This window comes from Caballeronia sp. LZ001, from assembly GCF_031450875.1.
Lineage (GTDB): Bacteria > Pseudomonadota > Gammaproteobacteria > Burkholderiales > Burkholderiaceae > Caballeronia.
This window is the reverse complement of sequence record NZ_JARTVX010000006.1, coordinates 202,330-225,818: the sequence shown is the minus strand read 5'-3', so window position 1 is coordinate 225,818 and position 23,489 is coordinate 202,330. Positions and strand designations below refer to the sequence as shown.

The window sequence follows — 23,489 nt, the reverse complement described above, 5'->3', positions numbered from 1 at the left end:
GGCCATGAGTGATCGCACGTTTTCGAACCCTCAGCCGGCCTGGCGCGTCGTGACCGCGCTGGCGCGCATTCTCGCCATTTCGGTGCCGGTGTTTCTGTTCGCCACGCTCATCACATTCCTGCTGCGCGCGCTCAGCGGCATCACACCACTGGCTTTCGTTGCCGGTGAAGATGCGACGCCAGAACTCATCGCACGCATCGAGCAGAAATGGGGATTGAAGGAACCGATCCTCGTCCAGTATCTGCACTGGCTGTCGGCGATTTTTCATGGCGATCTGGGCGTCTCGTGGAAGGATTCGCAAAGCGTCTCGGAGATGCTCTGGCAGAAAGCGCCCGTCAGCCTGTCGATCACGTTTTTCGCGCTGATCATCGCGGTGGTGCTGGGCACGGTACTCGGACTGAGCGCGGCGCTCAATCGCGGCACATGGATCGACCGGGGCATCACGGCGGTGACGTCGGTAGTGTCGGCAGTGCCAAGTTTCGTGGTCGGCATTCTGCTGATCGCGGTATTCGCGGTGGGATTTCGCCTGTTTCCTTCCGGCGGCTACGTGCCGTTCGACCAGAATCCGTCGGCATGGCTCGCGCGGATCACGCTGCCTGCCTCCGCGCTGAGTCTCGATACCGTCGCGGATATCGCCCGGCAATTGCGTACCGGACTGGTCGGCGCGTATCAGTCGAACTACGTGACCGGTGCGCGGCTACGCGGCCTGACCGAGGGGGAGATTATGCGCACTCAGGTTTTGCGAAACGGTGTCGGCCCGGCGCTGACGGTGCTGGGCATGAAGTTTCCGATCCTGCTGGGCGGCGCGGTCATCACCGAGTCGATCTTTCATCTTCCCGGCTATGGCATCTTCACGGCCTCGGCCGCACAGCAAGGCGACGTGCCCGTAGTGCAGGGCGCGCTCATCTTCTCGATCATCCTGGTCCTGGTGTTCAATCTGCTCGTCAATGCCATCCTGAACAGACTGAAGCCCGCGGCCCAACGAGGCATCTGACATCATGTTTCTCGCGGCTTTGAAGCGCCCGGTCGGCTGGATCTCGGCCGGCGCGCTGATTTTCATACTGTTGCTGGCCTTATTCGGGCCCCTGCTCTCTCCGTTCGATCCATTCGAGAAATCCGCGACCGTGCTCGCCGGTCCGTCCGTCGCGCACTGGCTCGGAACCGACTACCTGGGCCGCGATGTGCTGAGCCGCATCCTCACCGGGGCGAGATTGTCGGTCTTCGCCGCGCTGGAAGTGGTGATCATCGGCTTCTTCGCCGGCGTGATCCCGGCGCTGTTGTCGGTGTACTCGGGCCGCGCCTTCGAGTGGTTCTCGCTGCGCATCATGGACACCCTCGTGACCATCCCGTTCCTCGTCTTCGCGGTGGCCGTCACGCAACTCGTCGGCAATGGCCTGCAACAGGCGATGATGGTCGTCGGCATCATGATTTCGCCGGCATTTTTCCGCGTCACGCGTTCGGCCGCGCTGGCGGTAGGGAACACGCAGTATGTCCAGGCGGCGGTTCTGGCAGGCGCCTCTCCATTCTGGATCGTGCGGCGGCATGTGCTGAGCAAGATCGTGGCATCGATCGCGATCGCTTCGGCCAATGTGCTCGCCGGGGGATTCGTGGTGGTGTCCAGTCTGACCTATCTGGGAATCGGCATCGTGCCGCCCAATCCGACCTGGGGCGGCATTCTTTCGTCGGATCTCGCCTATCTGGGCTTCAAACCCTATGCACCGCTTTTTCCGGAGTACTGATCGTCATCACGATCGCTGCCTTGAACGGCTTTGCCGATGCATTGCGCGACGTTTCGGCCCGCGACCGCCATCCGCGCCGCGAGACCGTCGCAACCGACGATGTCACCGACGAAGCACGCAAAGCGCAGTTGCTCGACGAGCTCGACGAAAGCGACGGATGGGGACGCGCATCATGACAGCGAATGCGACCACAGCAGTTCCGTCCAATATTCTCGACGTACACGGTCTCACGCTCGTCGATACGCTCACGGGAAAACGGCTGGTCAAGGACATCGGCTTTCGGCTCGAGCGCGGCAAGAGTCTGGGGATCGTCGGCGAATCGGGCAGTGGAAAGTCGCTCACCTGCAAGGCGATTCTCGGCATCCTGCCCGAGAACGCCGCTGTAGCTTCGGGGCGGATCGAATTCGATGGCATCGACGTCACCCGCTTCGATCACGATCAATGGCGGCCGCTGCGGGCGGTGCGAATTGCCGCGGTGTTTCAGGACCCGGCGTCGTATCTGAATCCGTCCATTCCGGTCGGCAAGCAACTCGCTCAAGTGTTGCGCAACCGCGCGCAAGTTCCGGACGACGAGGTCACGGACCGTGCGCTTGCGCTGTTCGAACGCGTCGGTCTGCGCAATCCGGCGCTGGTCTATCGACAGTATTCGCACGAGCTGTCCGGCGGCATGCTGCAACGGATCGTCATTGCAATCGCCGTTGCGGCGAATCCTATTCTGCTGATCGCCGATGAAGCAACCACCGCGCTCGATGTGACGGTTCAGGCCGAAGTGCTGGACCTGATTACCGATCTCCGTGAACAGCACCAGCTTTCGCTCATATTCGTCACGCACGATCTCGCCGTAGTCGCGCAGATTTCCGACCATCTGATCGTGATGCGCGATGGCGTCATCGTGGAATCCGGACCGACACGACGCGTGCTCGACGCGCCGGAACATCCCTACACCCGATTGCTGATTCAGGACCATCTCGAATACGGTCTGGATAAGTTGATCGACGCCGAGGCCTGAGCCATGACTTCAGCGCAAACGCCTGTTCTGAGCATTGAAAATCTCACGGTCGGCTACGGCAAATCGGCTGCGGTGCTGGACGACCTGACGCTGCATCTGAATCCGGGAGAAATCGTCGGGTTGATTGGCGAAACCGGGTCCGGCAAAACCACGCTCGCCCGAGCCATTCTCGGTCTTGCGCGCCCAAGGACCGGACAGATCCGGCTCCGCGATAGCGTAATTTCTTCGTTCACCGGAAGAACGCTACGCAAATTCCGTCAGTCGGGCGAGATTCAATACGTGTTCCAGGAACCGCTGCAAAGCCTCGATCCGGATTTTACCGTTTTCGAATCGCTCGCCGAAGGGCTGCGCGTGCGCGGCATCGACGACCAGGCGACGCTCGATCGAGCCGTGCATGACGCGTTGCAATCGGTGCATCTGCCGCCTGAGTTCGCGGCCTGCTATCCCGGAGAGATTTCCGGCGGCCAGCGTCAGCGCGTGGTCATCGCGCGTGCCATCGTCAATCAACCCGCCTTGTTGATTCTCGACGAACCGGTCAGCGCGCTGGATGCATCGAACCGGATCAGGCTGCTGGGACTTTTCAAGGAACTGTCAAGCAAGCGCAACATCACGCAGTTGTTCATCTCACATGATCTCGGATCGGTCGCGGGAATCTCGGACCGGATCGTCGTGCTCTATCGCGGGAAGATCGTCGAATCCGGGCCGGCCGGCGCAAGTGCTCGGCAATCCCTCGCATCCCTATACGCAATTGCTGGTGCGCTCGGCGCCGTCGCTGCTGCGCGCGGGCGCGGATCGCGAAGATCGTCGGCGTCGCCATGCTGCGCTGGCGGCGGCGCAACATTAGTTCTGCCTGACGAGTCCTTCATGCCTGAACAAAGACTCATTCGCTTCAACGCCTTTGCGATGCACAGTCCCGTGCATCAATCGCCGGGACTGTGGCGACATCCGGACGATCAATCGCTTGCGTACAACAGGCTCGCTTACTGGGTCGATCTCGCCCGCACGCTCGAACGCGGGCTGATCGACGCGCTGTTCATCGCCGACAGTCTGGAGTCAACGATATCTACGGCGGCAATTCGGACGCCGCACTTCGTCTTGCCGCACAACTGCCCAAGAACGATCCGCTGGTGTCGATCACGGCGATGGCGCATGCCACGCGACACCTGGGCTTCGGCGTCACCAGCAACGCCAACAACGAACCGCCCTACGCGTTCGCGCGGCGTATGTCGACGCTCGACCATCTCACCGATGGCCGCATCGGCTGGAATATCGTGACCGGCTATGCAAAAAGCAGCGCGCGGGCGCTGGGGCGCGGCGGCGTGATCGCGCATGACGATCGCTACGACATCGCCGACGAATATATGGACGTCGTCTACAAGCTCTGGGAAGGAAGCTGGCAGGATGGCGCGGCAGTACGAGACCGACAAAGAGGCGTATTCGCCGATCCGAATAAAGTGCATCGCATCGTGCATGAAGGAAAGCACTTCAAAATGGATGCGATTCACCTTGCGGAGCCGTCGCCGCAGCGCACACCGCTGTTGTTTCAGGCCGGTTCTTCCTCGCGCGGCAAGCGTTTCGCGGGCACGCATGCGGAGTGCGTCTACCTGAGCGGGCCGAGCACCACCGTGCTCGCGCCAGTGGTGGCATCCACCCGTGCCGAAGCGGTGCGTGCCGGACGCCGCGCCGAAGATATTCTGTTCTTCGCAATGGCGACCATCATCACCGGGCGCACCGACGCCGAGGCCCGCGACAAGCTCGCCGACTACGAGCAGTACATCAGCACGGAAGCGGCGCTGGCGCTGTTTTCCGGCTGGACCGGCATCGACTTCTCGAAACTCGATCCCGATGAGCCGATCCGCCACCTGAACATCGAGGACGGCATACGCTCGGCGCTGGAGAACTTCACGACAGGCGATCCGGGCCGGGTCTGGACCGTGCGGGAACTGGCGCGGCACAACGCCATCGGCGGGCGCGGTCCGGTGTTCGTGGGTTCGCCCGCGACGGTTGCGGACGAGCTGGAACGCTGGGTCGCGCTGACGGATATCGACGGCTTCAATCTGAGTTACGCGATCACGCCACGCGCTTACGAGGATTTCGCCGACTTCATCGTTCCCGAGTTGCAACGGCGCGGCCGATACAAACAAGCCTACGACGAAGGCACGTTGCGCGAAAAGCTTTTCCCCGGCGCAGGCGCCCATTTGCCGGACAGGCATCCGGGCGCGCGATTCCGTCGCTTCGATTAAAGGTCAGTGAATCGCGCTCATCCCAAGCCGAACTACAGCCGCAACTATCGTGGTCCGAACGATGAGCACGCTGATGCCAAGACCCGGCGCCTCGCGGATGGTGGTGCTTCGATGCGGCGGCCCGCGATTTGAGCGCGTGTCGCAGACGCACGGTCTTCGGACCAACGAGATAACAGGAAGAGGTAAGGCACATGCAACACCAGAAAAACGTCGCGCAGCGGCATATCATAATCGTCGGGGCAGGCGCGGTGGGTCTGTCGACCGCGCGCGCGGCGCTTCTGCGTGGCGACCGTGTGACGATCATCGAGCAGAACACGGTGCCGAATCCGCACGGCGCGTCGTTTGACCAGCATCGCATGATCCGCTTCCAGTACGGCGCGGCGCTCGGCTACACGCGCATGGTTCATCAGGCTTTCGCTGCGTGGGACCGGCTGTGGCGCGATCTCGGCGAGCAGCACTATTACCGGACCGGCGCGCTCGGCGTGTCGACAAATTCGAACGATTACATCGCGGCATCCGTTCCGTCGCTTCAGAGGGCGGATGTTGCATTCGAATGGCTCGATCATGCGGAGATGGAGAAGCGCGTTCCGCAACTAAAGCTGCCGAAGGCGGTGCATGGCCTGTACACGGAAGAAGGCGGTGTGCTCTTCGCCGACCGGATCGTCACCGGACTCTCGACGTGGATCCGGGCTCGCGGCGCCGTCATTCACGAGAACGCGCGCGCGGTCCAAGTCGAGGTGGCGCGCGCCAGAGTCCGGCTCGAAGGCGGCACGACAATTCAGGGCGATGCGCTCGTCGTGGCCGCGGGCGCGTGGCTTCCCACGCTTGAGCTCGATGACGCCGTGGCGGTCAGGCTGAATCAGGGCAGTCTGCCTGTATGGCGGCAGGCCGTGTGCTATGTCGAGCCGCCCGCCCAGTATGCGGCCGCGTGGGCTAACGGCCCTTGCCTGACCGACATCGGCGAAGGCGACAACTACGCGCTGATGCCGGTAAATGGAACCGGACTCAAGTTTGGTTCGGGCGCGCATCGTCGTGCGGGCGCGCCGCGCGACGGTTTTATCGCCGATCCCGAAGAAGGCCATGAAGTCATCGGTCACTTCGCGCCATATCTGCATCGGGCGGACGAGTATGTTCCGCAGCGCATGGCGGTGGGCTATTACGTGAAGGATGCAAGCGAGCGGTTCAATGTTCAGCGCTTCGGCGACGGCATCGTCGTCACTAACTGCGACGGGCAGATGTTCAAGTTCTCTGCGTTGATGGGCGAACGCATAATGGAGTGTCTCGACGGCGAACTCGACGCACGAGATTTGTCGGCATGGGCGGCGGGAAGCTGATCGCTGTGACTTTAGTCTCCGCCGATGTCGGAGAAGTCGATGGGCACGGAGAAGCCGACCTTCACGCGGTCCATGATGACCATCGTCTTGAAGCCCTTGATATCGGGGTTTTCGTAGAAAAACTTGCGCGTGAACTGCTCATAATCTTCCATGCTGCGGGCGGTGACGATCAGCAAAAAGTCTGAATCGCCCGTTACGTAGAAGCCGTTCATGACCTCCGGCGTCTGCCGGATCGACTGCTTGAAGCGGTCGACGATATCCGCGCGCTCGCGCTCCAATGTCACCATGACCACGATCGAGATCGGCCGCCCGACCGCCTTGGGCTGCACGATCGACACGTCCGCCTCGATGACGCCGTCCGCGCGTAGCTTCTTGAGGCGTCGCTGCACGGCTGTCGAGGAAAACCCTGCGGCCTTGCCGATTTCGTCGGTAGTCAGGCGGTTATTGCGTTGAAGCAGCGCGAGAATATTAGCGTCGATGCGGTCGATGGGCATGGATCGTATCCGGCAGAAGGGCGGCCTGGCTTGCATCGGCGTGCTTCCCGGCACAGGCCCCGAAGGTTCGGATGCATCTGCTCTGAAGACGTGGCCAGGCCGCAATAGCTGGAGCAAATTATAGACGCACCGACTTTTGACACGGCATAACCTTGGTCCCCGGCTTTGCTGGAAACGTGCGGCTTCGACGGTAAGATGCATGCCCTCTTGGACCGGGCGCAGGCGCTTCCAGATGGTCCGCACCGACACGTTGGAACAGGCTCGCACGCTCACCATAGCAGCCCGCATTTCCCGACCGATTTTTATCTGCCAACTTTCATCACCGTCCACAGCATGTGTTCGGCCTCGCCCTCTGCAAGGATGCGCAATTCGACGTTTGCCGTGGCCCTTCGGTGGCTTCGACTGAGCAATGGTCCCCGGGCCACGCAAGGTCCGGGCTCTGTCGGCTCTGGAGATGCGGCACGACATGGTTTGCTCCGAAAGCAGCGACTCGCACCGTTTAGTTACGTCGTGAAGGTGAAGGGTAATCGCCCGCAATCAACGTGAGTCAGAAGTAAAGCCGCGCAACGCCTCGTTGCGCAGCGCATACAGCGCCGCTTGCGTGCAAACGTGCCGTCTCAGCGGAAGCAGTTACAGGAGACCGAGCGGGTCGCCATGGCACGGCATGGCCCGTCCGTTGGAACCAGGCGAGTTGGAAAGCAACGCCTTCGTGCGCTCCCGCGGACTTTTCCGTGTGATGCGCGAACCAAGCGTTGCGCTCATCGACAAGCCCGATGGAACGTGTAGCGCTCGGCGAATAATGGAACTCTTGGGCTAGAAGTTTCACGGCGCATTTTGGCAACATTTGGCAAAGGTGCTATTCTGCGAATCATGACTACCATGAACATATCTTTGCCGGATGGGCTGAAGTGCTTCGTCGACGAGCAAGTCAACGAACGCGGCTATGGCACGAGCAGCGAGTATGTCCGCGAACTGATCCGCCGCGATCAGCAGCGGCAGCATCTGCGTGCTTTGCTGCTGGAAGGCGCTGCATCAGGTATGACGACACCGGTTGATAGCACCTATTTTGAGTCGCTCCGCGCGCGCGTACGCACTGCGCGCAAATGAAATCGAAACCCGTCATACCTTCGCTTAGAGCACGGCAAGACGTTGAGACAGAGATCGACTATTACCTTGTAGATGAGGGATCGGGGCAGGCAGCGCTTGGTTTTATCAGCGAAATCGAAACGGCGTACATGAAGTTGGCCAGACAACCTGCAATGGGGTCGCCCCGTTACGCGTACGAACTCGATTTTCCAGGCTTGCGGTCATGGCCGCTCAAGCGTTACCCGCACCTGGTGTTCTATGTAGAGCGTGCCGATCACGTTGAAGTTTGGCGGGTAATCAATGGGGCGCGCGACATTCCAGCGTGGTTGCTCGATGAAAACGCGTAGGCGCGCGTCGTCTGCATATTCTTGGTTTGCAGGCTAGTCAGGAACATGACATCGGATCAGCGGGGTAATGTGGTTTTACATAAGGCAATTTATCGAATTTTAAGTATGCAGATGTAGAGTTTGGTGTCTGGAAACTGTACATGGTTTCACGTGAAATTTCGTCCACGGGCTTTGACGCACAATATTTGCATTACTAACTCCCTTTTTTAAGAATTCGGATTCTTACTTCATTGTCATGACCGCGGCGCCATCGACAAGGCAAAACGTCGGCTTTCATGCTCGGCGGTGGTATTGCTATTTGTGCTAAAATTGTCCACATTATGTGCGTGGAGCGAGCCATGAATTCGGATACCGGCGCTATTCCCAGTGCAAACGTGAGCTTTGACCGGTTCATGGCCTCATTACGCGATCCCGAAGACCCAGCCCCGATTGTCTCCGCTCGGCGCTTCGGCGAGGCCTTGCATATTGACTTGCAAACTCTTGCCCAGCAAGCACATGTACACCGGAACACGATCAGCCGACAGCCTGCGTCCGAAAGCGTGCAACGATTCCTCCGCGACGCTCTGCGGGTCATCCGTGCCGCGACGGATATCTCAGGCGACGTCACGAAGGCGCTGTTCTGGTATCGCAACGAACCGCTGCCGGTGTTCAACTACAAAACCGCCGAGCAATTGGTGTCCGAAAGTCGGGCGGATGACGTCCTTCGTTACGTTGCGTCGCTCGAGGCGGGTGCGGCAGGATGATCCTCACAGAATTGGCTGGGGTAACTGTCTATCGTATGCACGTTCCCAGGTGGGCTGTTGCGCCGACGAGCGGCGCGGGAGCGGGAACGCACGGCGGTCGCGCGAATCGTGTCGGGCTGAATGCGCTCTACTTGGCCTTCGACCACGACACGGCCATCAGAGAGTATCAGCAGCTGTCGTCCTTGATGCCACCGGGGACCCTGGTCAGCTACAACCTCACGGCCGCTCCGATTGTCGATTTCACCGGCGGGTACGACAGCGGAAAGTGGTCGGCGTTGTGGGAGGATTTCTATTGCGACTGGCGTCACTGCTGGTTCAATGAACGGATCGAGCCGCCCAGCTGGATCCTTGGCGATGAGGTCGTCGCCAGCGGTGCCAAGGGTATCCTCTTTAAATCACGACTAAAGCCTGACGGTACGAACCTCGTTCTGTACACAGAGCGTCTTGACTCGACGGACCACTTCGACGTCTACGATCCATATAACGCTCTGCCGCGGAACCAGTCTTCTTGGGATTGAGCTTCGGAGAGCTCGACAGACATCAGGGACCGTGCGCCCTTGCCCCCCCCAACGGGATCGATATCCTTAAGACATTTCGTGTCAAACATGCCCATGCAGCCGACGGTTTAGCAAGATCGATTGTTTGCACGGGCACTATGCTTCGCATCACGAATGATCACTGTTAGTTATGTCAAGTTCGCTGTTTATTGCATGATGCTTGCCAGGTCAACGCCGTGTACCATGAAGGTTATTGAGAACTGCTCCTGTTGCGCGCGAGCCGAGTGTTCTCCTGACTCGTCCCATACTCCACTTCGGTCGCTGTAACGACGCCAGCATTCGCACCGTCAAGGTCTACGCGCACCGTGCCTTCGATGAGACATGTCCAGTAGCGTTGGCCGCGGCACCATAGCTTGACGCCGTTACGAGCGTCTCGCTCGCTCAGTCCGAGCGACGCCGCTCGGGTAAGCATGTCCAACAAATCCATACCTTAAGCGGCACTATCGGACAAGATTTCGCGGAAAGGCGCGCGCGAAACGTCGTTGCAGCGTGGTTCCTGCATGCGCCGCTGCGGTAGCGGACGATCGCGCAGGTCTCCGTGGCTGCTCAATTTCGGTTGACGCTTACTTGCGATAACGTCGAGCGTGGCGCAACGTTTTGCTGCCTCGGCTCAGCTGCGCTTTGAGCGCAACGGGCTGTCGGAATGCCATCGCCTGCACTCAGTCGGCGCATTTTACCAGTCGTCTTCATCACCGTCGTCAAGCCTAACTGCGATCGTTTGCCGCGTGGCCAGGAAGCCAGGCTAAGGCGACAAAATTGACAAACGCGACAAAAGTGTTTAAAGTGCCGGTATGTGTCTCGCACGAGGCCAAATCATGTCCAAGCCAATGCCCGCCATAGATTTCCCTGAGATCACCGCTGAAGACGCTCATCGTTTCGAACGCGCCGTACGCATCGATGATGAGGATGCCTTCATCGCAGAGCTGAACGCGTTGATTCGAGAGAAATTTGCGGAAGCCGCGCCCTCGCCCCTCCAGCTCAACACGGACCTGCGAGCGAAAGCACGCTCGCTTCGGGCCGAGTCACCCTGGCAGCCGTCGGCGACCGATGTGCAGCGCGGACGTGCAGCGTTGTTGCGCGCATACGATGCACCCGGGAACATTCCACTGACGGAGTTTGCGCGGTTCGCACACAAGTCGCGCCAACAGATTTATAAAGATCTGTCAGCACAGCCTCGACGGCTTCTCTCATTAGACGTGGGTCGTCGGGGTCAGCGACTGCCCGATTGGCAGCTTGATCCGCTGAAGCTTAAATTTACGCGCGAAGCGCTCACCCGAGCGGCGTCGGTTGACTCATGGACGCTCTATCGAGCGCTGTCGTCTCGAAATGATGCGCTCGGTGGTCACTCACCTATCGAAGCCGTGACGCCAGGTAACTTTGATCGACTTGTCGAGGTTGTCCTGAACGCGGTCGGTATTCACGGTGAGGAAGCGGTTTGACTTTGTCGATTCCAAGCCGCGTCATTGCGGCCGGAGAACTGCTCCAGCACATCAGCCGAGTCGAATACGCCGCCACACCGCTCTATTTTGGTACAAGCTCCGCAAATCGATACGACGATCCGACCGGTGACTATGGGGTTCTGTACTTGGGCTTCGACCTTCCGACAGTATTGATGGAGTCGGTCTTCCATCAGCACCAATGGCACCGGAGCCGTTCGCGTACCATTACGCTAAGCGAGATTCGTGGACGCATTGTGCGTGCTGTCGGCGTAGTCGAGCGACTGAACTTGGCTGACCTGACCGCGCCAGGCGTGATGGCGCGGGAATTCGGCCTCAATCTCGGCCAACTGGCGAGCCGACCTTACTTCCACACACAGCGTATTTCTCGGCAGATTCACAAAGCGCTCGACTACAGCGGCATCCCAGCCTTCGACGGTCTGCTTTATCCCTCGCGGAATAATTTCCCAGCGACATGCATTGCTCTCTTCTGCCGGGCACGAGCGAAAGTCGTGGTGGTTGACGATCTCCCGCTGGCGCAACATGTCGACTGGCCCGCTTTCGTAAATAAGTATCGCATTGACGTGGCCAAAGTCCGAAGCCGTTGACCGCACAGAGGGTCCGAAGTGTTTCCCTGGCGCCTGAGTCGATCCTCAAATCGAAGGTAGCGGAAACACTAACGGGTTTCCCTATACTCTTCGAAAGGTCGAGACTCACCAGCCTACTAGGGAACAGTTATATAGCAATCCTAAATAACAAACGATGAATCCCTTTATGTTAAATCGGGCTGGGGTGGTTCTCCGATGTCAATGCGCAGTTAGCTTCTCAACTCTCGAAGTTGGCAACTTGTACTCACCTGTCATTGTAGGCTGCTGTTAGTCGGACGACAGCAGCGTACTCAGAAGCCGTCGAATGAAGTGCATAGACTGGCCGACTAGCTTTCTTGGCGCCGTGCACTGCGATGCCGGATGCGCGCTGGGTGAGTTTGTCGGAAAATGGTGTTCGGGAAGGTGCTAACGGTCGCAGGCTCTGGATTGAGTGGTGAGGATTACGTGCCGGTCCGCTTAAAAAGCTTTTTCGATTTCACAGTTTCAAGCAATCGCGCTCGCATACGCTCTAAGTGCAGACGTTCTGACTCGAGGCGCGTCAGATCATTTTCCACCGTGAACGAATCGGCACCTTGCTTACGTGTCGCCAGCAATCGCTCATGACATTCGTCAGCGCGTTGCCAGATACTTGAAATCATCCGCTCGATCGCGATGAGCTTATTTGGTTGTTTGTTCGATCCCATGGTGTGCGACGCACGTAGTGCGTCCCTGCAAACAAAACCCGCAAGGCTTAAACGATCAATCTTGCGGGTATGACTACTTGGAGGCCGTATCGACTCTTCCAAGCGACTACCAGCCCCGCAGACAGCATTCGCTCGTCCGAATTCTCTCCACGCCGGACCGGCCCTCGGTTATAAACGATATATTTTCGCTACCGCGATCGAATGCTTTGGGTATTCAAGAACCGCGATCCCCAATATTGAGGCGATCGTCGACTATTGTAGGCTGTGAACTGGCAAGCAGTGATGTGAACTCGGGCTACGCATTACAAAACAGTAGATGTAGCGACTTACGTTTCTACGGATTTAATTCTTGTGATGCAGACAAAGTCTGGCGTAATCTCGTGGGCCTCGGTTATCAATGCCGTCGCTTGATCGATGAGGTCTTTCTCGAACTGCACCGGATCGGTTGACTCTTCTTTGAACTCGAAGGTGAACCGGCCGATGGCTCGTTCAGGCCATTCCGCCTCAACGAGATACGTGGCCTCGATGAAAAAGGAAGACATAGATCCGATTCTCTTAATCGAAAGCACCAAACCCTTAAACGGTTTCGACGCATTCGGTTATTATCGCGGTCAACTGCCGCTGTTATTACTTCGGTACCCTCGGAAGGCACGCTTACAATAAGACGAAGATTGTATTCTGTCAAATGCATTTGACAGATGGTTCTCAATTCAAAGAAAGATTGTTGCTTAATCCGGGTTTACCATGAGACGTTTTTCGGGCGTAGCACCACGAGCAGTCGATCATGCATTGCTAATGGTGGTTTCCAGTTGCGAGGCTCGGCGCTTCCGGGTAAATCGCCCTGATAATTTTTTTCAGTTCATCCATGCAGCGCGGCGCATCATCGACGCCGTTCAATTCAAGCACGTCGATCAAGGTGACTATCACGCGCAGAAATTGCGATGGCACCGCATCCTCTTGTCCATTGACCCGGCTTTGATCCGCTCTCGCATACATCGTTAGAACAAGTTGTACTTGGAGGTCGTTCAGTTCAGCGAGGGCAGGCACTCTCTGAAGTGCGTCGACTGGATCCGTCGCTACGTTCTGCGGGAAGGCGATTGTGGCGCGGGAGTCTGGCATACCATTCGTCTCAGATGTTAGTCTTGTTGACGGAACCCGGTCGTTCGTGTGGTCTACACCGGGCAATTCTCACGCTCACGCAACTTTCATTCCCAAATAGCTTGAAAGGAAGCCGGGCATTGTTCCTGGCGGATGCATGAAAAATGATTGGTTCGCACTTTTTGACGAACTCAAGGTCGCAGGCGGTTTTACCAGTGACGCACAACTTGCCGATCAGCTCGGTGTCACCCGCGCACAGATCTCCGCATGGCGTAACGGCAAGTCGGACCTTGGTGTGATGACGAAGCTGCGCATTTTCGACGCCTTGGGATACGGCGATTTGCATGTGGCACTGGACAGTCTGTTGGCGGACGCTGATCCAATTGATGGTTCCACCAAGCACACTGAACTCCTTGGGCGACTAGATTCATCGAGGCGTCCCCGGAGCAGAAAGCGTCTGAAAAGTAGCTGAACGTTGTTGTTTTGCTAGCGCACCGTTTCAAGTGTGATGAACCGACTGTATGCGCGGCGTCGAGTCGCGTGCGGGCGGCTCGCGCTTAGCGCGAACGACCCAACGATCGAGAAACCATTTTATGTCAAATTACGATTTGAAGATTTATCGAATGCGCCGTGCTCTATATTTAGGATTTCAAATCATAAGCTTAGCTCAAGTCTTCAGAATTTCGTCGGCCGAGGTGCAGCGCCGGCCGTAGATTTTTGGAGTTCGGCTTTCTCTCTCAGGTCCCGGCCGCCTAAAGTCACGTACCGGCGCTGCACGCGAATAATATGATGGAACCGGTTTCAATCCGATGCTGTTTTTGGGTTATATCAACATGAAATTATGGAACACCGGCATTTTTTATCGAATTAAGGATAACTAAACGGGGCCTGAACCAAGCTGCGTCGCAGCGAACAAGGCCCATTATGGCGGAGACCTGGGGACGAATCGTCGGCTTTCAAGTCCGTTTGAAACCCTGCCCTTTGGTTTCTGTAAAAACCGCCGAGGGCGGCGAGACTCCCGGGGTTGTGGTCCGGGGCGAAACTCGGGGGGCAGCGTGCCAAGATCCGGTCAGCCTATAAGAAACGGTACCGAGCCGAACTCGATTGTGAAGGTGGCAAATTGCTGCGGCTGGACAACCCGCTTTTCTGACTTGTGCCCGGATGTCGCTTGCTGATCTTCCCTTTGCTCGACGTGACCGCGTCCTTGTGCGCGTTGCCGGCCGTGAACTTCATATTTTTCGCGGTGGTCGATCTGTAACGTGTTGCCGGTGTTCGAATGAGACCGATGCGCGTGGCGCGCTCGCCGGTGTTGAAGCTGCCTCCGATTAACTGAACGGAGTTTCGCTGGACCACCTCGCGCGCAACGGTGGTGAGCACGGCGTTGATCGTCTCTTAGGCTGCACTTCTGCTGGCGTATGCCTCGAAGGCAGCGTTGACCGACTTCTGGTTGTCAGTTCGTCCGTCCTCTTCATCGGCGCGCGCCATCTCACCGAACGGCGATCCCAGCGGCATCATTTCCTAATCGACGCCAGATGGACGAGCCGCCAATGGAAGGCGCATGCCTACGACCGACGCCGGAATTCGGGTAAGGACGTCAAGGGTCTGTGCTGATGGGCGGCGAGCCATTATCTCTTTTGGTTCGACGCCCCCTGAGGCGATGTGTTGTCTTGAGCGCTCCATTGCCGCCGATGCCGCCGCGTCCACCACATCAATTTGTAGCAACCTGCTGCTAAGGACGCGCAGTCTGACCGTTGGGCGATCCGTTCGTGCAATACTACGGCAAGGCCTAGCCTCACCCGGCCGCAGACGACACGCACATGAGCCGCCAGTGCCGACCCAAGCATATGCCGCCTTACTGCCAAGAAGATTTGTGGTCTCGTATGTCGCGCAAGACGCTGATAGTGCTCCGTTGGTCCCCGGAACCGCGTCGAGTGTGGACATCCATCCCAACGCATAAGTTGGGCTGTTTTGAAATGCAATGAGGGAACTCAATGTCGGCGACTTTCACCGAAGAAGAGGTGCGCGAGCGCGCCTACCGTTTATGGGAAGCAGATGGACGCTGCGAAGGGCGCGACGAACACTATTGGAATCTCGCCATCCAGCTTCTCGAAGAACAGGTTCCGCTTTCTGAAAGAATGACCGAAACCGTCGCCGCTTCGCCCTCTACGCGTGAAGGCCACATCGCCAGTTCCAAGCAAACCGCTCCGGGCGGATTGTCAGGGGTAGCGGACGCTGGAGCCGGGATCAATAGCCCCCTACACCTAACCGCTACAGGCGACGCAAAGAAGGCGAAGAATGCCAAACACAAGGTGGCTGGCAAGACAGCGGGCCCGCCTGCTGGAGCAAAGAAGAAAACGGCGATTTGAAGCGCTACGACTGCGCAGGTCTTTTAAGCGAAATGCTCCCTCCTATGCCCGGTATCTCGAACGTCGTCGGCTAAAAGGTTCGGGCAAACATTACCGTTATTTTTCGTTACTTATTGCCCGGGGTCTACGCTGCTTATCGTGCCTGTCTTTGAACAAGCGGCAATTGCGTTTCCCGATGGGCGCAACCGCCTTGTGAAAAAGAAAAGCCCGCTCGATTCAGCGGGCTGAATCCATATCGGTGGACATGGAGGAGACAAACCCAGCAAACCCCAAGCGGTAAATGCAAGTCCTCGTTTCACCGGTCTCACGTAATCAACGGCTCGCCTTTCCTGGTTCCCCGTCCGGGCGCATTGCTTGCTGGTTCCCGACGGGAGGTGCCGCCATGAAAGCGACAGCGTTCTCGGAACAAGCCAAACGGGAAGCGCAGCTTATCGATGCGCTTTTGGTCGCGCGCTATGCGCTCGTTATCCATGACGGCATGACGCTGTTGGGCGATGACGAACCGCCAACTCGGTGGCGAGTCAGTTTTAAGGTCGAGCTTCAGCGCATCGACGCGGCCCTCCAGATGGCGGGCATCGACACGTACCAACCACTCCGTCCGCCGATGATCGGGAATGACGCAAAGTGCGATGGCGACAGCGTCCCGCCGGACGCGGACGACGAATGACATGGGGCGGTGGAATGGTTCGCGCGCGACGCGCGTACGCCCTCCCGAGACTGCGCCAGGCGAAATGCCAGCGCTCATCGAGCCACAACTGGCCACGTTGGCGGAGCGACACCCTGCGAAGGGAGACTGGTCCTACGAGATCAAGTTCGACGGCTATCGAATGCTCGCGCGCATCGAGTTGGGCGACGTCAAGCTGATCACTCGCAACGGACACGATTGGACCGAGCGCATGCCGCGACTGCGAGACGCGTAGGCAAGATTTTCATCGACTATCTGCGCAATGGTCGAAGCGCCAGCACGGTGGCCGCGTTTTCGGTGCGCGCCCGCCCGGGCATGGCGGTGTCAATGCCGATATCGTGGGATGAGTTAACGGATGTAAAAAGTGGCGACCAATGGACGGTGGCGCAGGCCATCCACCGGCAACGCACGCTTGCAGCGGACCCATGGGAAGACTAGTGGCGCACGCGGCAAGGCATCACTGCCGCGATGCGCCGCGCGGTCGGCATGAAGCGTTAGACGTAATGCTTCATGCCGGTGGATCAGACAATCAGACCTGTTGGCGATGTCACCCACGCGCCTCGGTGCCCTTCAGTTCGCCGTGCTTGTGAGAGTGCGTGGCCGCATATTTAAGTTCGAAGTGGGCGCCCTTGCCGCTTCTCGTCGGCGGAAAATGCTCGCCCTCGACACACGTGACTTCGAACGTATCTTTGCCATCGTCATGCACGACGGAATAGATGCCGGACACCTTGACGATCTACCGGGCTTATACGAGTTGTCGCCTGCCATCGTTGCATCTCCTCAGTAAAGAACACAAACAGCTCAGCAAGACGCGTTCCGAGTGGCGTCCGGCAAGCGGCTGCCGCTGTCCACGATTTATGCGGCGAGTCGATGCTCGTAGTAAGGCCGGTCTCGATCCACGAGATTTGCATCGAGTGCGGCGAGGTTGGAAGCCCGCGAATTCAACCAGGCGTCGACATTTTCACGCTTGTTCGGGATGATGCAGCGATCGTGGCCTACGGCCTCTACTTCGGCAGGCGGCTCGTCTGTGATGGCGGCAAACGAGCGTAGATCCGGTTAACTGGGCGCCGTCCACTTTGACGAGAGACATGCGACGATAGCAACTGACCGTTGCTGGGCAGAAACTGTAAGACGAGGTTTTCGCCGGGCGCCTGCGGCCCGTCATGCGTTTCGAACAAGGTGTTCTCGCACTTCGCTCGCATGACGTTCTCGTAGAAGACGTCAACGAGCATCAGCCCATGTGGAGCCAAAGCACGGATTCCGGAACTGGACTGCCGTGTCTTGCATTGAAGATAACGGCAGGGCCGCTACAAACGACAAGGTGTTAGGCACTCGGGACACTTGAACTTCTGATCGCGGCGGCATCTCAAGGAGCGCGTCCAACCATTAAATAGGCATTGCTGGACGCACTGGCTGCAGCGAGCGCGTTCCAGCTTAGCTTTGCTGCCCCAACCGATCGTAAGGATCAGCCACGCGCGCCAATCGTTGCCGTCTTAGCCGCGTAGCGAGGTCTCTCGATGATAGTGAAATCAGCGCCGCTTGGCGCGAATCGCATCCGCAAGTGCTTTTAGATTAAACGGCTTGGATAACAACTCATCGCAGCCGGCCTCTCGTGCAATATCCGCGTCCTGGCTCACCGGACGTCCCGTAACAGCGACGATCAAGATGTTTGACAGGCCTTTAAGTGTGCGCAGTTGGGCAGCCAGACGATAACCGTCCATGTCCGGAAGACCCACATCGGTCACGACCGCGTCCAAGCTGACCTGGTTCGCGATGGCAAGGGCATCTGCCGCCTTGCTCGCCGTCTCGACGCGAGCCCCGTGCAGCGTGAGGAGTTCAGCCATTGCATCGAGCGACTCCTTGGAATCTTCCACAATCAGGATGTGGGCGTCGACAAAGACACTAAGATCGGCTGACTTGTCTCCTGCTTGTCGGTTCGCGAGCGAGCCGTCCGCCGGTAAGGACACGATGAACCGGGCGCCACGGCCTGCGCCATCCGAAAATGCTTCAGCCGTTCCGCCGTGTAGTTGAGCGATCTGCTGGACCAAGGACAAGCCGATGCCAAGTCCACCGGGGCGCGTGCGATAGGGCTTGTTCGGCGTTTGTTCGAAGATGTTGAAGACGGATGCGATTGCGTCGCGTTCGATGCCGCACCCTGTGTCGGCAACCTCCAACCGCATCCGCCCTGCTTCTAGATTAAGCCTTACGGCAACCTGCCCATCGCTTGGCGTAAATTTTAAGGCGTTGCTCAACAGGTTCCATACGATTTGCTCGAGGCGAACCGGGTCCGCATGAATGAGCACGGGCGTTGACGGGATATCTAGCTGCAGCCCCACGTTGCTCGTGTGGAAGTCGTCACGCATGGCATCAGCAATGGTGCGAATAATGCCGGTGATATCGACGGGCGTAAAACGCAGCGAAAGTTTGCCCGTTTGAATTCGTGAAAAATCCAGCAGGTCATCAATGATCTGCGCCTGAGCCAAGACGGATTTCTGGATCGTGCTCGCGACGTCCTGAATCCTCGCGCTTGTCTTCGCCTCCGGCGTTCGGATTAGGATCTCGGACTTCATGAAAATCAGATTGAGCGGATTCTTCAACTCGTGAGAGAGAACCGCAATAAACTCGTCCTTAAGGCGGCTGAGCTTGCGAACTTCCGTGTTGTCCGCGCGTTCACGCTCGAGCACGCGTTCTTTCCTACTCTCTGCGAGCTTGCGGCTGGTGGCATCGTGAACGATCTTGGTGAACCCGGAGAATCCCGGCGCCTGGACGCGGCTTAAAAAGCCGCTGCAGAAAATGCGACGCCCATCCTTGCATGCGTGCCATCGCTCATCTTCAGCTCGCCCCCGTGTCGCCGCTGTGTGTCGTTCCTGCGAGGGCACGCCTTCGGCGATGTCTTCCGGCGTAAATATGGAGTCAAGTGGCTGGCCGAGCATCTCGTCCGGGGCAAACCCAAACATGCGAGCCGCCCCTACGTTCCAACTCACGATAATGCCGTCGTCGTCCAGCACAATAATGGCGAAGTCGTGTGTTTCTCGCGCTGCGAGCCGAAGCTTCTCCTCGCTGGCGCGGGCCTGATTCTGCGCTGTCTTCTGCTCGCTGATATCGATGAGCGCGAGCACGGCACCATCGATGCGGTTGTCATCGGTTAGATAGGGCAACACCCGCGCCAAAAAGACACGACCGTCATGCCCGTACACCTCCCGCTCCGAGCGTTTGAGGGACTCGAATGCGCCGCGCAAGTCGTTGACGAGTTCGGGATACTCAAGGTTGTGCGTCAGATCTCGCAAGGGCCGCCCTTCATCGCCCGAACGAATATTAAAAAGTGTTTCTGCCGGGGAAGTGTAGCGCTTGATACGAAGCATTCGGTCCACAAACACGGTGGCGACGCCTACTGACGAGATAAGATTTTTCAGGTCATCGCTAACGCGGGAGGACTCCTGGACCTTGAGGAGCAGCTCCGCATTGACGGTCATCAGCTCCTCATTGAGCGATTGCAACTCCTCCCGACTTGCTTCCAGTTCCTCGGTGGCCGAGCGCAACTCTTCGTTCATCGCCTGCAATTCTTCGTTTGACGCGCGAAGCGCTTCACCCGATGAGCGTTCCAGTTGCACCGAATGGTGCAGTAAGGATTCGCTGCCCTCGAGCGCCTCGCGCAGCGAATCGATCGTATCGCCTTGCTCGGGATCTGTCGCTTGTGTCCGTTCGCTGCCGTCATCCGCAAGCGCTGTGAGCACGTCGCATGTGATCGACACAAGAAATTCTTGATGGGACAAATCGCGGTAACGGCGTAGCGACAGGTCAGCCAAGAGCTCTCCTGAGGCGGTTGCGAAAGGTACCGAGACTTCCTCTTGACGTTGCGAAGTTGCGAAGCAGCGCTCGATTGCGAGCTTCAACCTTGCTTGCGCATCCGCACGTACGACATCCAGAATGTTCGCAGCTCTAGAGTGGTCCGGCTTTTCGGTGAGCCGGTTCGCACTCATCGAACGGTGTACGATCGTGCCGTCGATACAGGCCGCGACAAGGGGCGGTCCGTACAGTCCATGCGCGCGCGCTTCGCTTGGACGGGTGCCCTCGTCCAAGGCTCGTGACGCACCCGATGATTGTAGGGAACCCGGCCCAAAATGAAATGGTGCACTCACATCGCCTAAGGTGCTCAGTCCTCGGCCGACGGCGTCAGGCCGGGCACGATAAATTCGCTGATGCTTATCAACGGGGGTAAATAGCTCCCCCGCGAACTCCGCTGACTCCGCGGTGCCGAGAAACAGAAAGCCATGATGGGGCTTGAGCGCAAAGTGAAGGGTCTCGAGCACGTGCGACTGCGCGCGCCGATCCAGGTAGATGAGCACATTGCGGCACGAAACAAGATCGAGCCGTGAGAACGGCGGATCGCGCAGCAAGTTATGGGCAGCGAAAATAACCGTGTCGCGAAGCGCTTTGCACAAACGATAGCGGCTACCTTCTTTGTTGAAATACTGGCTCAGGCGTTCAGGCGAAACATCATTTTCAATGGCCTGCGGATAAGTCGCTGCGCGCGCGACGCCAATGGCGCGCTCGTCGATATCACTGGCATAGACGCTCACGCGAGGCCGATGGGGCAAGCGACGCACCGCCTCGTCAAGCAATATAGCCAAAGAATACGCTTCCTCCCCCGTTGAACAAGCGGGCACCCATGCGCGGACCTCGTCGCGGCCCTTTAGGTTGACCAACAGTTGGGGTAAGACGCTTTGCTCAAGACCTGCAAACGATTGGGGATCGCGAAAGAACTGAGTGACACCGATGAGCATGTCAGCAAGCAGCTTCGGCGTTTCCTCGGTGTTTGCCTCCAGATAAGCGCGGTAGGCCGCGACGGTGGGTGTGCGCGCAACTTGCATGCGGCGCTCGATGCGCCGAACGACCGTGCCTCGTTTGTAACCTGCGAAATTGTGACGTGTGCGCACACGCAGGACTTTTAGCACCTCATCTATTGCGTCATCAGCTGTGGTGGGCTGCGGCGATGGGCTCTCAGGCAAAGCGTCTGACGGCGTAGGCAGAACGATCTGCGCTGCGTTTCTCGCTAGCTCCAGCACTGTCGTGATGACCTGCGCCACTGGCAACACAAGATCGATGGCGCCAGTGGCGATGGCGCTGCGCGGCATATCTCCGTATTGCGCCTCCTCTGGAAGCTGAGCAAGCGTCACACCCCCGCGCTCACGTACGCGTGAAATGCCCACAGAGCCATCTGAACCGGTTCCGGAAAGAATGACGGCAATTGCGCGCGAACCGTGCGCTTCGGCCAGGCTTCGAAAGAACACGTCGATCGACGTAGGCGGTAAGCGGGGAAGCTCCGGCTCACTGATGCGCAAATAGCCATCGACCATCGAAAGCAGCTTACCGGGCGGAATCACATAAACCGTGTCTTTCTCAAGCGGTACAGGACTGGCGACCTGTCGAACCCGCAGACGCGTAACGTTCTGTATGACTTCGTGGGCATGGCTCGTATGGTCGGGTGATAGGTGCATCACCACCACGAACGCGACGCCCGTCGTATTCGGAGCGACCTCGAACAGCTGCAGCAGCGCCTGCACCCCGCCAGCCGATGCACCGATTCCCACTACCGGAAAATCGGGTCCGTGGGACCCTTGTCCAGACTTGGCACGAATGAGCATGCTTTTCTCCATGGGGCACAACACGCGGAACCACTTATCGGAGCCACCATGAGAAAAAGCGCTGGCTAAGGTTGTAATTGGGCAGATACCCAAGGCGGGCAAGGCGCTTTTCAGCGAGCCGCCACGCGCGAAATCATACCGCGCAATGGTTCAGGAACGTTACGTTTTCGACAAAGTGCGTCAAAAACGGCAGGTGGCCCTATTGGCAAGACTGTGCTCTCATCCAGCAAGGTGTGAGCAATGATCATCGCTTCAGACGTGCTTTTGATACCGAGCGAAGGCGCCGCGGGCGTGAAATACGGCGGATGGCATGTTGACGTCGAGTACGGATATGTGTGGCACTCAGGCGGCAAGGAATCTCAAAGCTTCGTCACCATGCGTAGAGGCTTAGCATCGTGACCATCCGGTATAAGCGCAAATGCGACTGCCTCCGCGCCGGCCTGCCACCGTCGTCAACGGCCAGAATGCGGATTGGACGAGACTTTGGGGAGAATTTTGGGATCCGAACAGAACCGCGCGAACAGGATTCCATACTTCCTCAATGATCACTACGACCAGCAAGCCGCACGCCTGGTCTCAACCTTGTCAATAGACAAGCTGTGCTGTTGAGAAAGGCCAAGATCTCGTCCTAGCTCTGCCCTGTTTGTGCAACAGTGGTCGGATCGGAAGCTGACTGGTAACGATCGTGGCCTTCGACAGCTGAGTTCGCTTTACGCTTGCAACGCGCATAGCGACTCGCTCACACACAAAGACGGTCAGACTCTGTCACATTGAAGCTTGCATCGAATGCACGCGTCGATCTCGTATGGCGCCACCCTCGCCTATGCATTGGAAAATGGCTTCGAGGCCAAACGCATCTTCGACCATTCGTCGTCCATTCCTCGCCTGGTGTTGCGGCAGTGTGGCGCCAGTGCGGTCGGTAAGTCACCGCGCAAATGAAAGCCGCAGTCGCAGCTAAGGTGTTATAAAGCTAACGGGGCTCAAGCCTTTGTCGGTTGCATCAAGGTGCCAATGGCTGGATCCACCAGCCACTACTGCAGCGCTCAACCCTTGGACAACCATGTCGCAGATGGCCTACGGAATGCTGCTCTTTCTGTTCTAAAAAAATTTAGCATGAGATGGCGTATGAACCGCAACGAAATAATCATCGCTACTCAGAGCTTGAGTGCGGAGTTGGATAACCTGCTGGTGACTGATAGCGAGTTCCTGTGCCGCCTTAACGAGCTGCTCGAACATGCGCAGGTGATGGAAATGGACGATCAGTTGAAACATGAGCTGATCATGGTGCGTTCACTAATGTCTTTAAAGAGAAACAACTTGGCATTATTGCGCCTGCAAAAGGGAATTGTCGCGACTTTTTTCCGTTTCCCGCCGCCTAAGCTCAATCAGCGAGGCTCCCCGATATGAGGAGGCCTG

The 23,489-nt window shown here is 58.1% G+C and carries 26 protein-coding genes and 4 pseudogenes; 22 read left to right on the top strand and 8 right to left on the bottom strand.

Translation table 11 applies throughout. The features are described from left to right. The first annotated feature begins 4 nt into the window (after positions 1–4). The 8 genes and pseudogenes from P9292_RS41740 to P9292_RS41710 all read left to right on the top strand — a co-directional run bounded on the left by P9292_RS41740 (position 5) and on the right by P9292_RS41710 (position 6,325). Positions 5–994 (top strand): ABC transporter permease, encoded by a 990-nt coding sequence (locus P9292_RS41740; RefSeq protein ID WP_309965932.1) that lies wholly within the window; start codon positions 5–7, stop codon positions 992–994. Positions 995–998: 4 nt separating this feature from the next. Continuing rightward, positions 999–1,739: an ABC transporter permease gene (locus P9292_RS41735; protein ID WP_309965930.1), complete on the top strand. Its 741-nt coding sequence runs from the start codon at positions 999–1,001 to the stop codon at positions 1,737–1,739. 20 nt (positions 1,740–1,759) lie between these two features. After that, positions 1,760–1,915 (top strand): hypothetical protein, encoded by a 156-nt coding sequence (locus P9292_RS41730; protein WP_309965927.1) that lies wholly within the window; start codon positions 1,760–1,762, stop codon positions 1,913–1,915. Next, a complete protein-coding gene (locus tag P9292_RS41725) occupies positions 1,912–2,748 on the top strand; it encodes an ABC transporter ATP-binding protein (RefSeq protein ID WP_309965924.1) in 837 nt (278 codons plus the stop codon). The genes P9292_RS41730 and P9292_RS41725 overlap by 4 nt, the downstream gene beginning before the upstream one ends. A 3-nt stretch (positions 2,749–2,751) precedes the next feature. Beyond that, positions 2,752–3,225 (top strand): annotated as a pseudogene (locus P9292_RS41720) (ATP-binding cassette domain-containing protein); the annotation flags it as partial. A 70-nt stretch (positions 3,226–3,295) separates the two neighbouring features. Continuing rightward, positions 3,296–3,592, top strand: coding sequence for a hypothetical protein (locus tag P9292_RS43465; protein WP_409015639.1), 297 nt, complete (start codon positions 3,296–3,298; stop codon positions 3,590–3,592). A 20-nt stretch (positions 3,593–3,612) separates the two neighbouring features. Further along, positions 3,613–4,991 (top strand): annotated as a pseudogene (locus tag P9292_RS41715) (LLM class flavin-dependent oxidoreductase). Positions 4,992–5,182: 191 nt separating this feature from the next. Further along, positions 5,183–6,325, top strand: a complete 1,143-nt coding sequence (locus P9292_RS41710) for an FAD-dependent oxidoreductase (protein ID WP_309965921.1) — start codon at positions 5,183–5,185, stop codon at positions 6,323–6,325. A gap of 11 nt (positions 6,326–6,336) precedes the next feature. Here P9292_RS41710 and P9292_RS41705 read toward each other — a convergent pair whose 3' ends face one another. Then, entirely contained in the window at positions 6,337–6,819 is a 483-nt protein-coding gene (locus P9292_RS41705) for an Lrp/AsnC family transcriptional regulator (protein WP_309965918.1), read from the bottom strand. An 870-nt stretch (positions 6,820–7,689) separates the two neighbouring features. Between P9292_RS41705 and P9292_RS41700 the strand changes: the two genes are divergently transcribed. The 4 genes from P9292_RS41700 (at position 7,690) to P9292_RS41685 (ending at position 9,513) form a co-directional block, all read left to right on the top strand. Then, positions 7,690–7,926, top strand: coding sequence for a type II toxin-antitoxin system ParD family antitoxin (locus tag P9292_RS41700; RefSeq protein WP_309853741.1), 237 nt, complete (start codon positions 7,690–7,692; stop codon positions 7,924–7,926). Beyond that, the gene (locus tag P9292_RS41695; RefSeq protein WP_309965915.1) at positions 7,923–8,252 is read left to right on the top strand and encodes a type II toxin-antitoxin system RelE/ParE family toxin; all 330 of its coding nucleotides are present in this window, start codon (positions 7,923–7,925) and stop codon (positions 8,250–8,252) included. The genes P9292_RS41700 and P9292_RS41695 overlap by 4 nt, the downstream gene beginning before the upstream one ends. A 338-nt stretch (positions 8,253–8,590) precedes the next feature. After that, positions 8,591–8,995 carry a DUF2384 domain-containing protein gene (locus P9292_RS41690; protein ID WP_309853747.1) on the top strand — a complete coding sequence of 135 codons (405 nt, stop codon included), beginning with the start codon at positions 8,591–8,593 and terminating at the stop codon, positions 8,993–8,995. Continuing rightward, positions 8,992–9,513, top strand: coding sequence for an RES family NAD+ phosphorylase (locus P9292_RS41685; protein WP_309853750.1), 522 nt, complete (start codon positions 8,992–8,994; stop codon positions 9,511–9,513). The genes P9292_RS41690 and P9292_RS41685 overlap by 4 nt, the downstream gene beginning before the upstream one ends. Positions 9,514–9,742: 229 nt before the next feature. Here P9292_RS41685 and P9292_RS43460 read toward each other — a convergent pair whose 3' ends face one another. Continuing rightward, the gene (locus tag P9292_RS43460) at positions 9,743–9,964 is read right to left on the bottom strand and encodes a ProQ/FINO family protein (protein ID WP_409014303.1); all 222 of its coding nucleotides are present in this window, start codon (positions 9,962–9,964) and stop codon (positions 9,743–9,745) included. A 403-nt stretch (positions 9,965–10,367) separates the two neighbouring features. On the opposite strand from P9292_RS43460, the gene P9292_RS41680 reads away from it, so the two are divergent. Both P9292_RS41680 and P9292_RS41675 read left to right on the top strand, forming a co-directional pair. Next, a complete protein-coding gene (locus tag P9292_RS41680; protein ID WP_309851610.1) occupies positions 10,368–10,991 on the top strand; it encodes an integrase in 624 nt (207 codons plus the stop codon). Continuing rightward, a complete protein-coding gene (locus tag P9292_RS41675; protein ID WP_309965911.1) occupies positions 10,988–11,596 on the top strand; it encodes an RES family NAD+ phosphorylase in 609 nt (202 codons plus the stop codon). The genes P9292_RS41680 and P9292_RS41675 overlap by 4 nt, the downstream gene beginning before the upstream one ends. 440 nt (positions 11,597–12,036) lie before the next feature. Here P9292_RS41675 and P9292_RS41670 read toward each other — a convergent pair whose 3' ends face one another. The 3 genes from P9292_RS41670 to P9292_RS41660 all read right to left on the bottom strand — a co-directional run bounded on the left by P9292_RS41670 (position 12,037) and on the right by P9292_RS41660 (position 13,398). Next, entirely contained in the window at positions 12,037–12,279 is a 243-nt protein-coding gene (locus tag P9292_RS41670; RefSeq protein WP_309965908.1) for a hypothetical protein, read from the bottom strand. 326 nt (positions 12,280–12,605) lie between these two features. Then, the gene (locus tag P9292_RS41665) at positions 12,606–12,821 is read right to left on the bottom strand and encodes a hypothetical protein (RefSeq protein WP_309965905.1); all 216 of its coding nucleotides are present in this window, start codon (positions 12,819–12,821) and stop codon (positions 12,606–12,608) included. A 250-nt stretch (positions 12,822–13,071) separates the two neighbouring features. Beyond that, positions 13,072–13,398 (bottom strand): hypothetical protein, encoded by a 327-nt coding sequence (locus tag P9292_RS41660; RefSeq protein ID WP_309965902.1) that lies wholly within the window; start codon positions 13,396–13,398, stop codon positions 13,072–13,074. Between the two features lie 136 nt (positions 13,399–13,534). Here P9292_RS41660 and P9292_RS41655 point away from each other — a divergent pair, with 136 nt between their 5' ends. Then, a complete protein-coding gene (locus P9292_RS41655; RefSeq protein ID WP_309965900.1) occupies positions 13,535–13,849 on the top strand; it encodes a helix-turn-helix transcriptional regulator in 315 nt (104 codons plus the stop codon). Between the two features lie 602 nt (positions 13,850–14,451). On the opposite strand, the gene P9292_RS41650 is transcribed toward P9292_RS41655, so the two are convergent. Continuing rightward, positions 14,452–14,754, bottom strand: coding sequence for a hypothetical protein (locus P9292_RS41650; protein WP_309965897.1), 303 nt, complete (start codon positions 14,752–14,754; stop codon positions 14,452–14,454). Between the two features lie 614 nt (positions 14,755–15,368). Between P9292_RS41650 and P9292_RS41645 the strand changes: the two genes are divergently transcribed. From P9292_RS41645 to P9292_RS43455, 4 genes and pseudogenes are all read left to right on the top strand, one after another. Then, complete coding sequence (locus P9292_RS41645; protein ID WP_309965894.1) at positions 15,369–15,743, top strand: DUF2934 domain-containing protein; 375 nt, start codon at positions 15,369–15,371, stop codon at positions 15,741–15,743. Between the two features lie 382 nt (positions 15,744–16,125). Next, positions 16,126–16,410 carry a hypothetical protein gene (locus P9292_RS41640; protein WP_309965891.1) on the top strand — a complete coding sequence of 95 codons (285 nt, stop codon included), beginning with the start codon at positions 16,126–16,128 and terminating at the stop codon, positions 16,408–16,410. Then, a pseudogene (locus P9292_RS41635) lies at positions 16,358–16,591 on the top strand (hypothetical protein); the annotation flags it as partial. The gene P9292_RS41640 and the pseudogene P9292_RS41635, both read left to right, overlap by 53 nt. Continuing rightward, on the top strand, positions 16,537–16,866 hold the full coding sequence (locus P9292_RS43455; RefSeq protein WP_409015637.1) for a hypothetical protein: 330 nt from the start codon (positions 16,537–16,539) through the stop codon (positions 16,864–16,866). The pseudogene P9292_RS41635 and the gene P9292_RS43455, both read left to right, overlap by 55 nt. Before the next feature lie 109 nt (positions 16,867–16,975). Here P9292_RS43455 and P9292_RS41625 read toward each other — a convergent pair. Together P9292_RS41625 and P9292_RS41615 are read right to left on the bottom strand one after the other, a co-directional pair. After that, a pseudogene (locus tag P9292_RS41625) lies at positions 16,976–17,196 on the bottom strand (hypothetical protein). Positions 17,197–17,957: 761 nt separating this feature from the next. Further along, positions 17,958–22,073, bottom strand: coding sequence for a chemotaxis protein CheB (locus tag P9292_RS41615; RefSeq protein ID WP_309965886.1), 4,116 nt, complete (start codon positions 22,071–22,073; stop codon positions 17,958–17,960). Between the two features lie 240 nt (positions 22,074–22,313). Between P9292_RS41615 and P9292_RS41610 the strand changes: the two genes are divergently transcribed. The 3 genes from P9292_RS41610 to P9292_RS41600 all read left to right on the top strand — a co-directional run bounded on the left by P9292_RS41610 (position 22,314) and on the right by P9292_RS41600 (position 23,480). Continuing rightward, positions 22,314–22,472, top strand: coding sequence for a hypothetical protein (locus P9292_RS41610; RefSeq protein WP_309965884.1), 159 nt, complete (start codon positions 22,314–22,316; stop codon positions 22,470–22,472). Positions 22,473–22,859: 387 nt separating this feature from the next. Then, positions 22,860–23,012 carry a hypothetical protein gene (locus tag P9292_RS41605; protein ID WP_309965882.1) on the top strand — a complete coding sequence of 51 codons (153 nt, stop codon included), beginning with the start codon at positions 22,860–22,862 and terminating at the stop codon, positions 23,010–23,012. A 186-nt stretch (positions 23,013–23,198) separates the two neighbouring features. Beyond that, positions 23,199–23,480, top strand: coding sequence for a hypothetical protein (locus tag P9292_RS41600; protein WP_309965879.1), 282 nt, complete (start codon positions 23,199–23,201; stop codon positions 23,478–23,480). Positions 23,481–23,489: the final 9 nt, after the last annotated feature.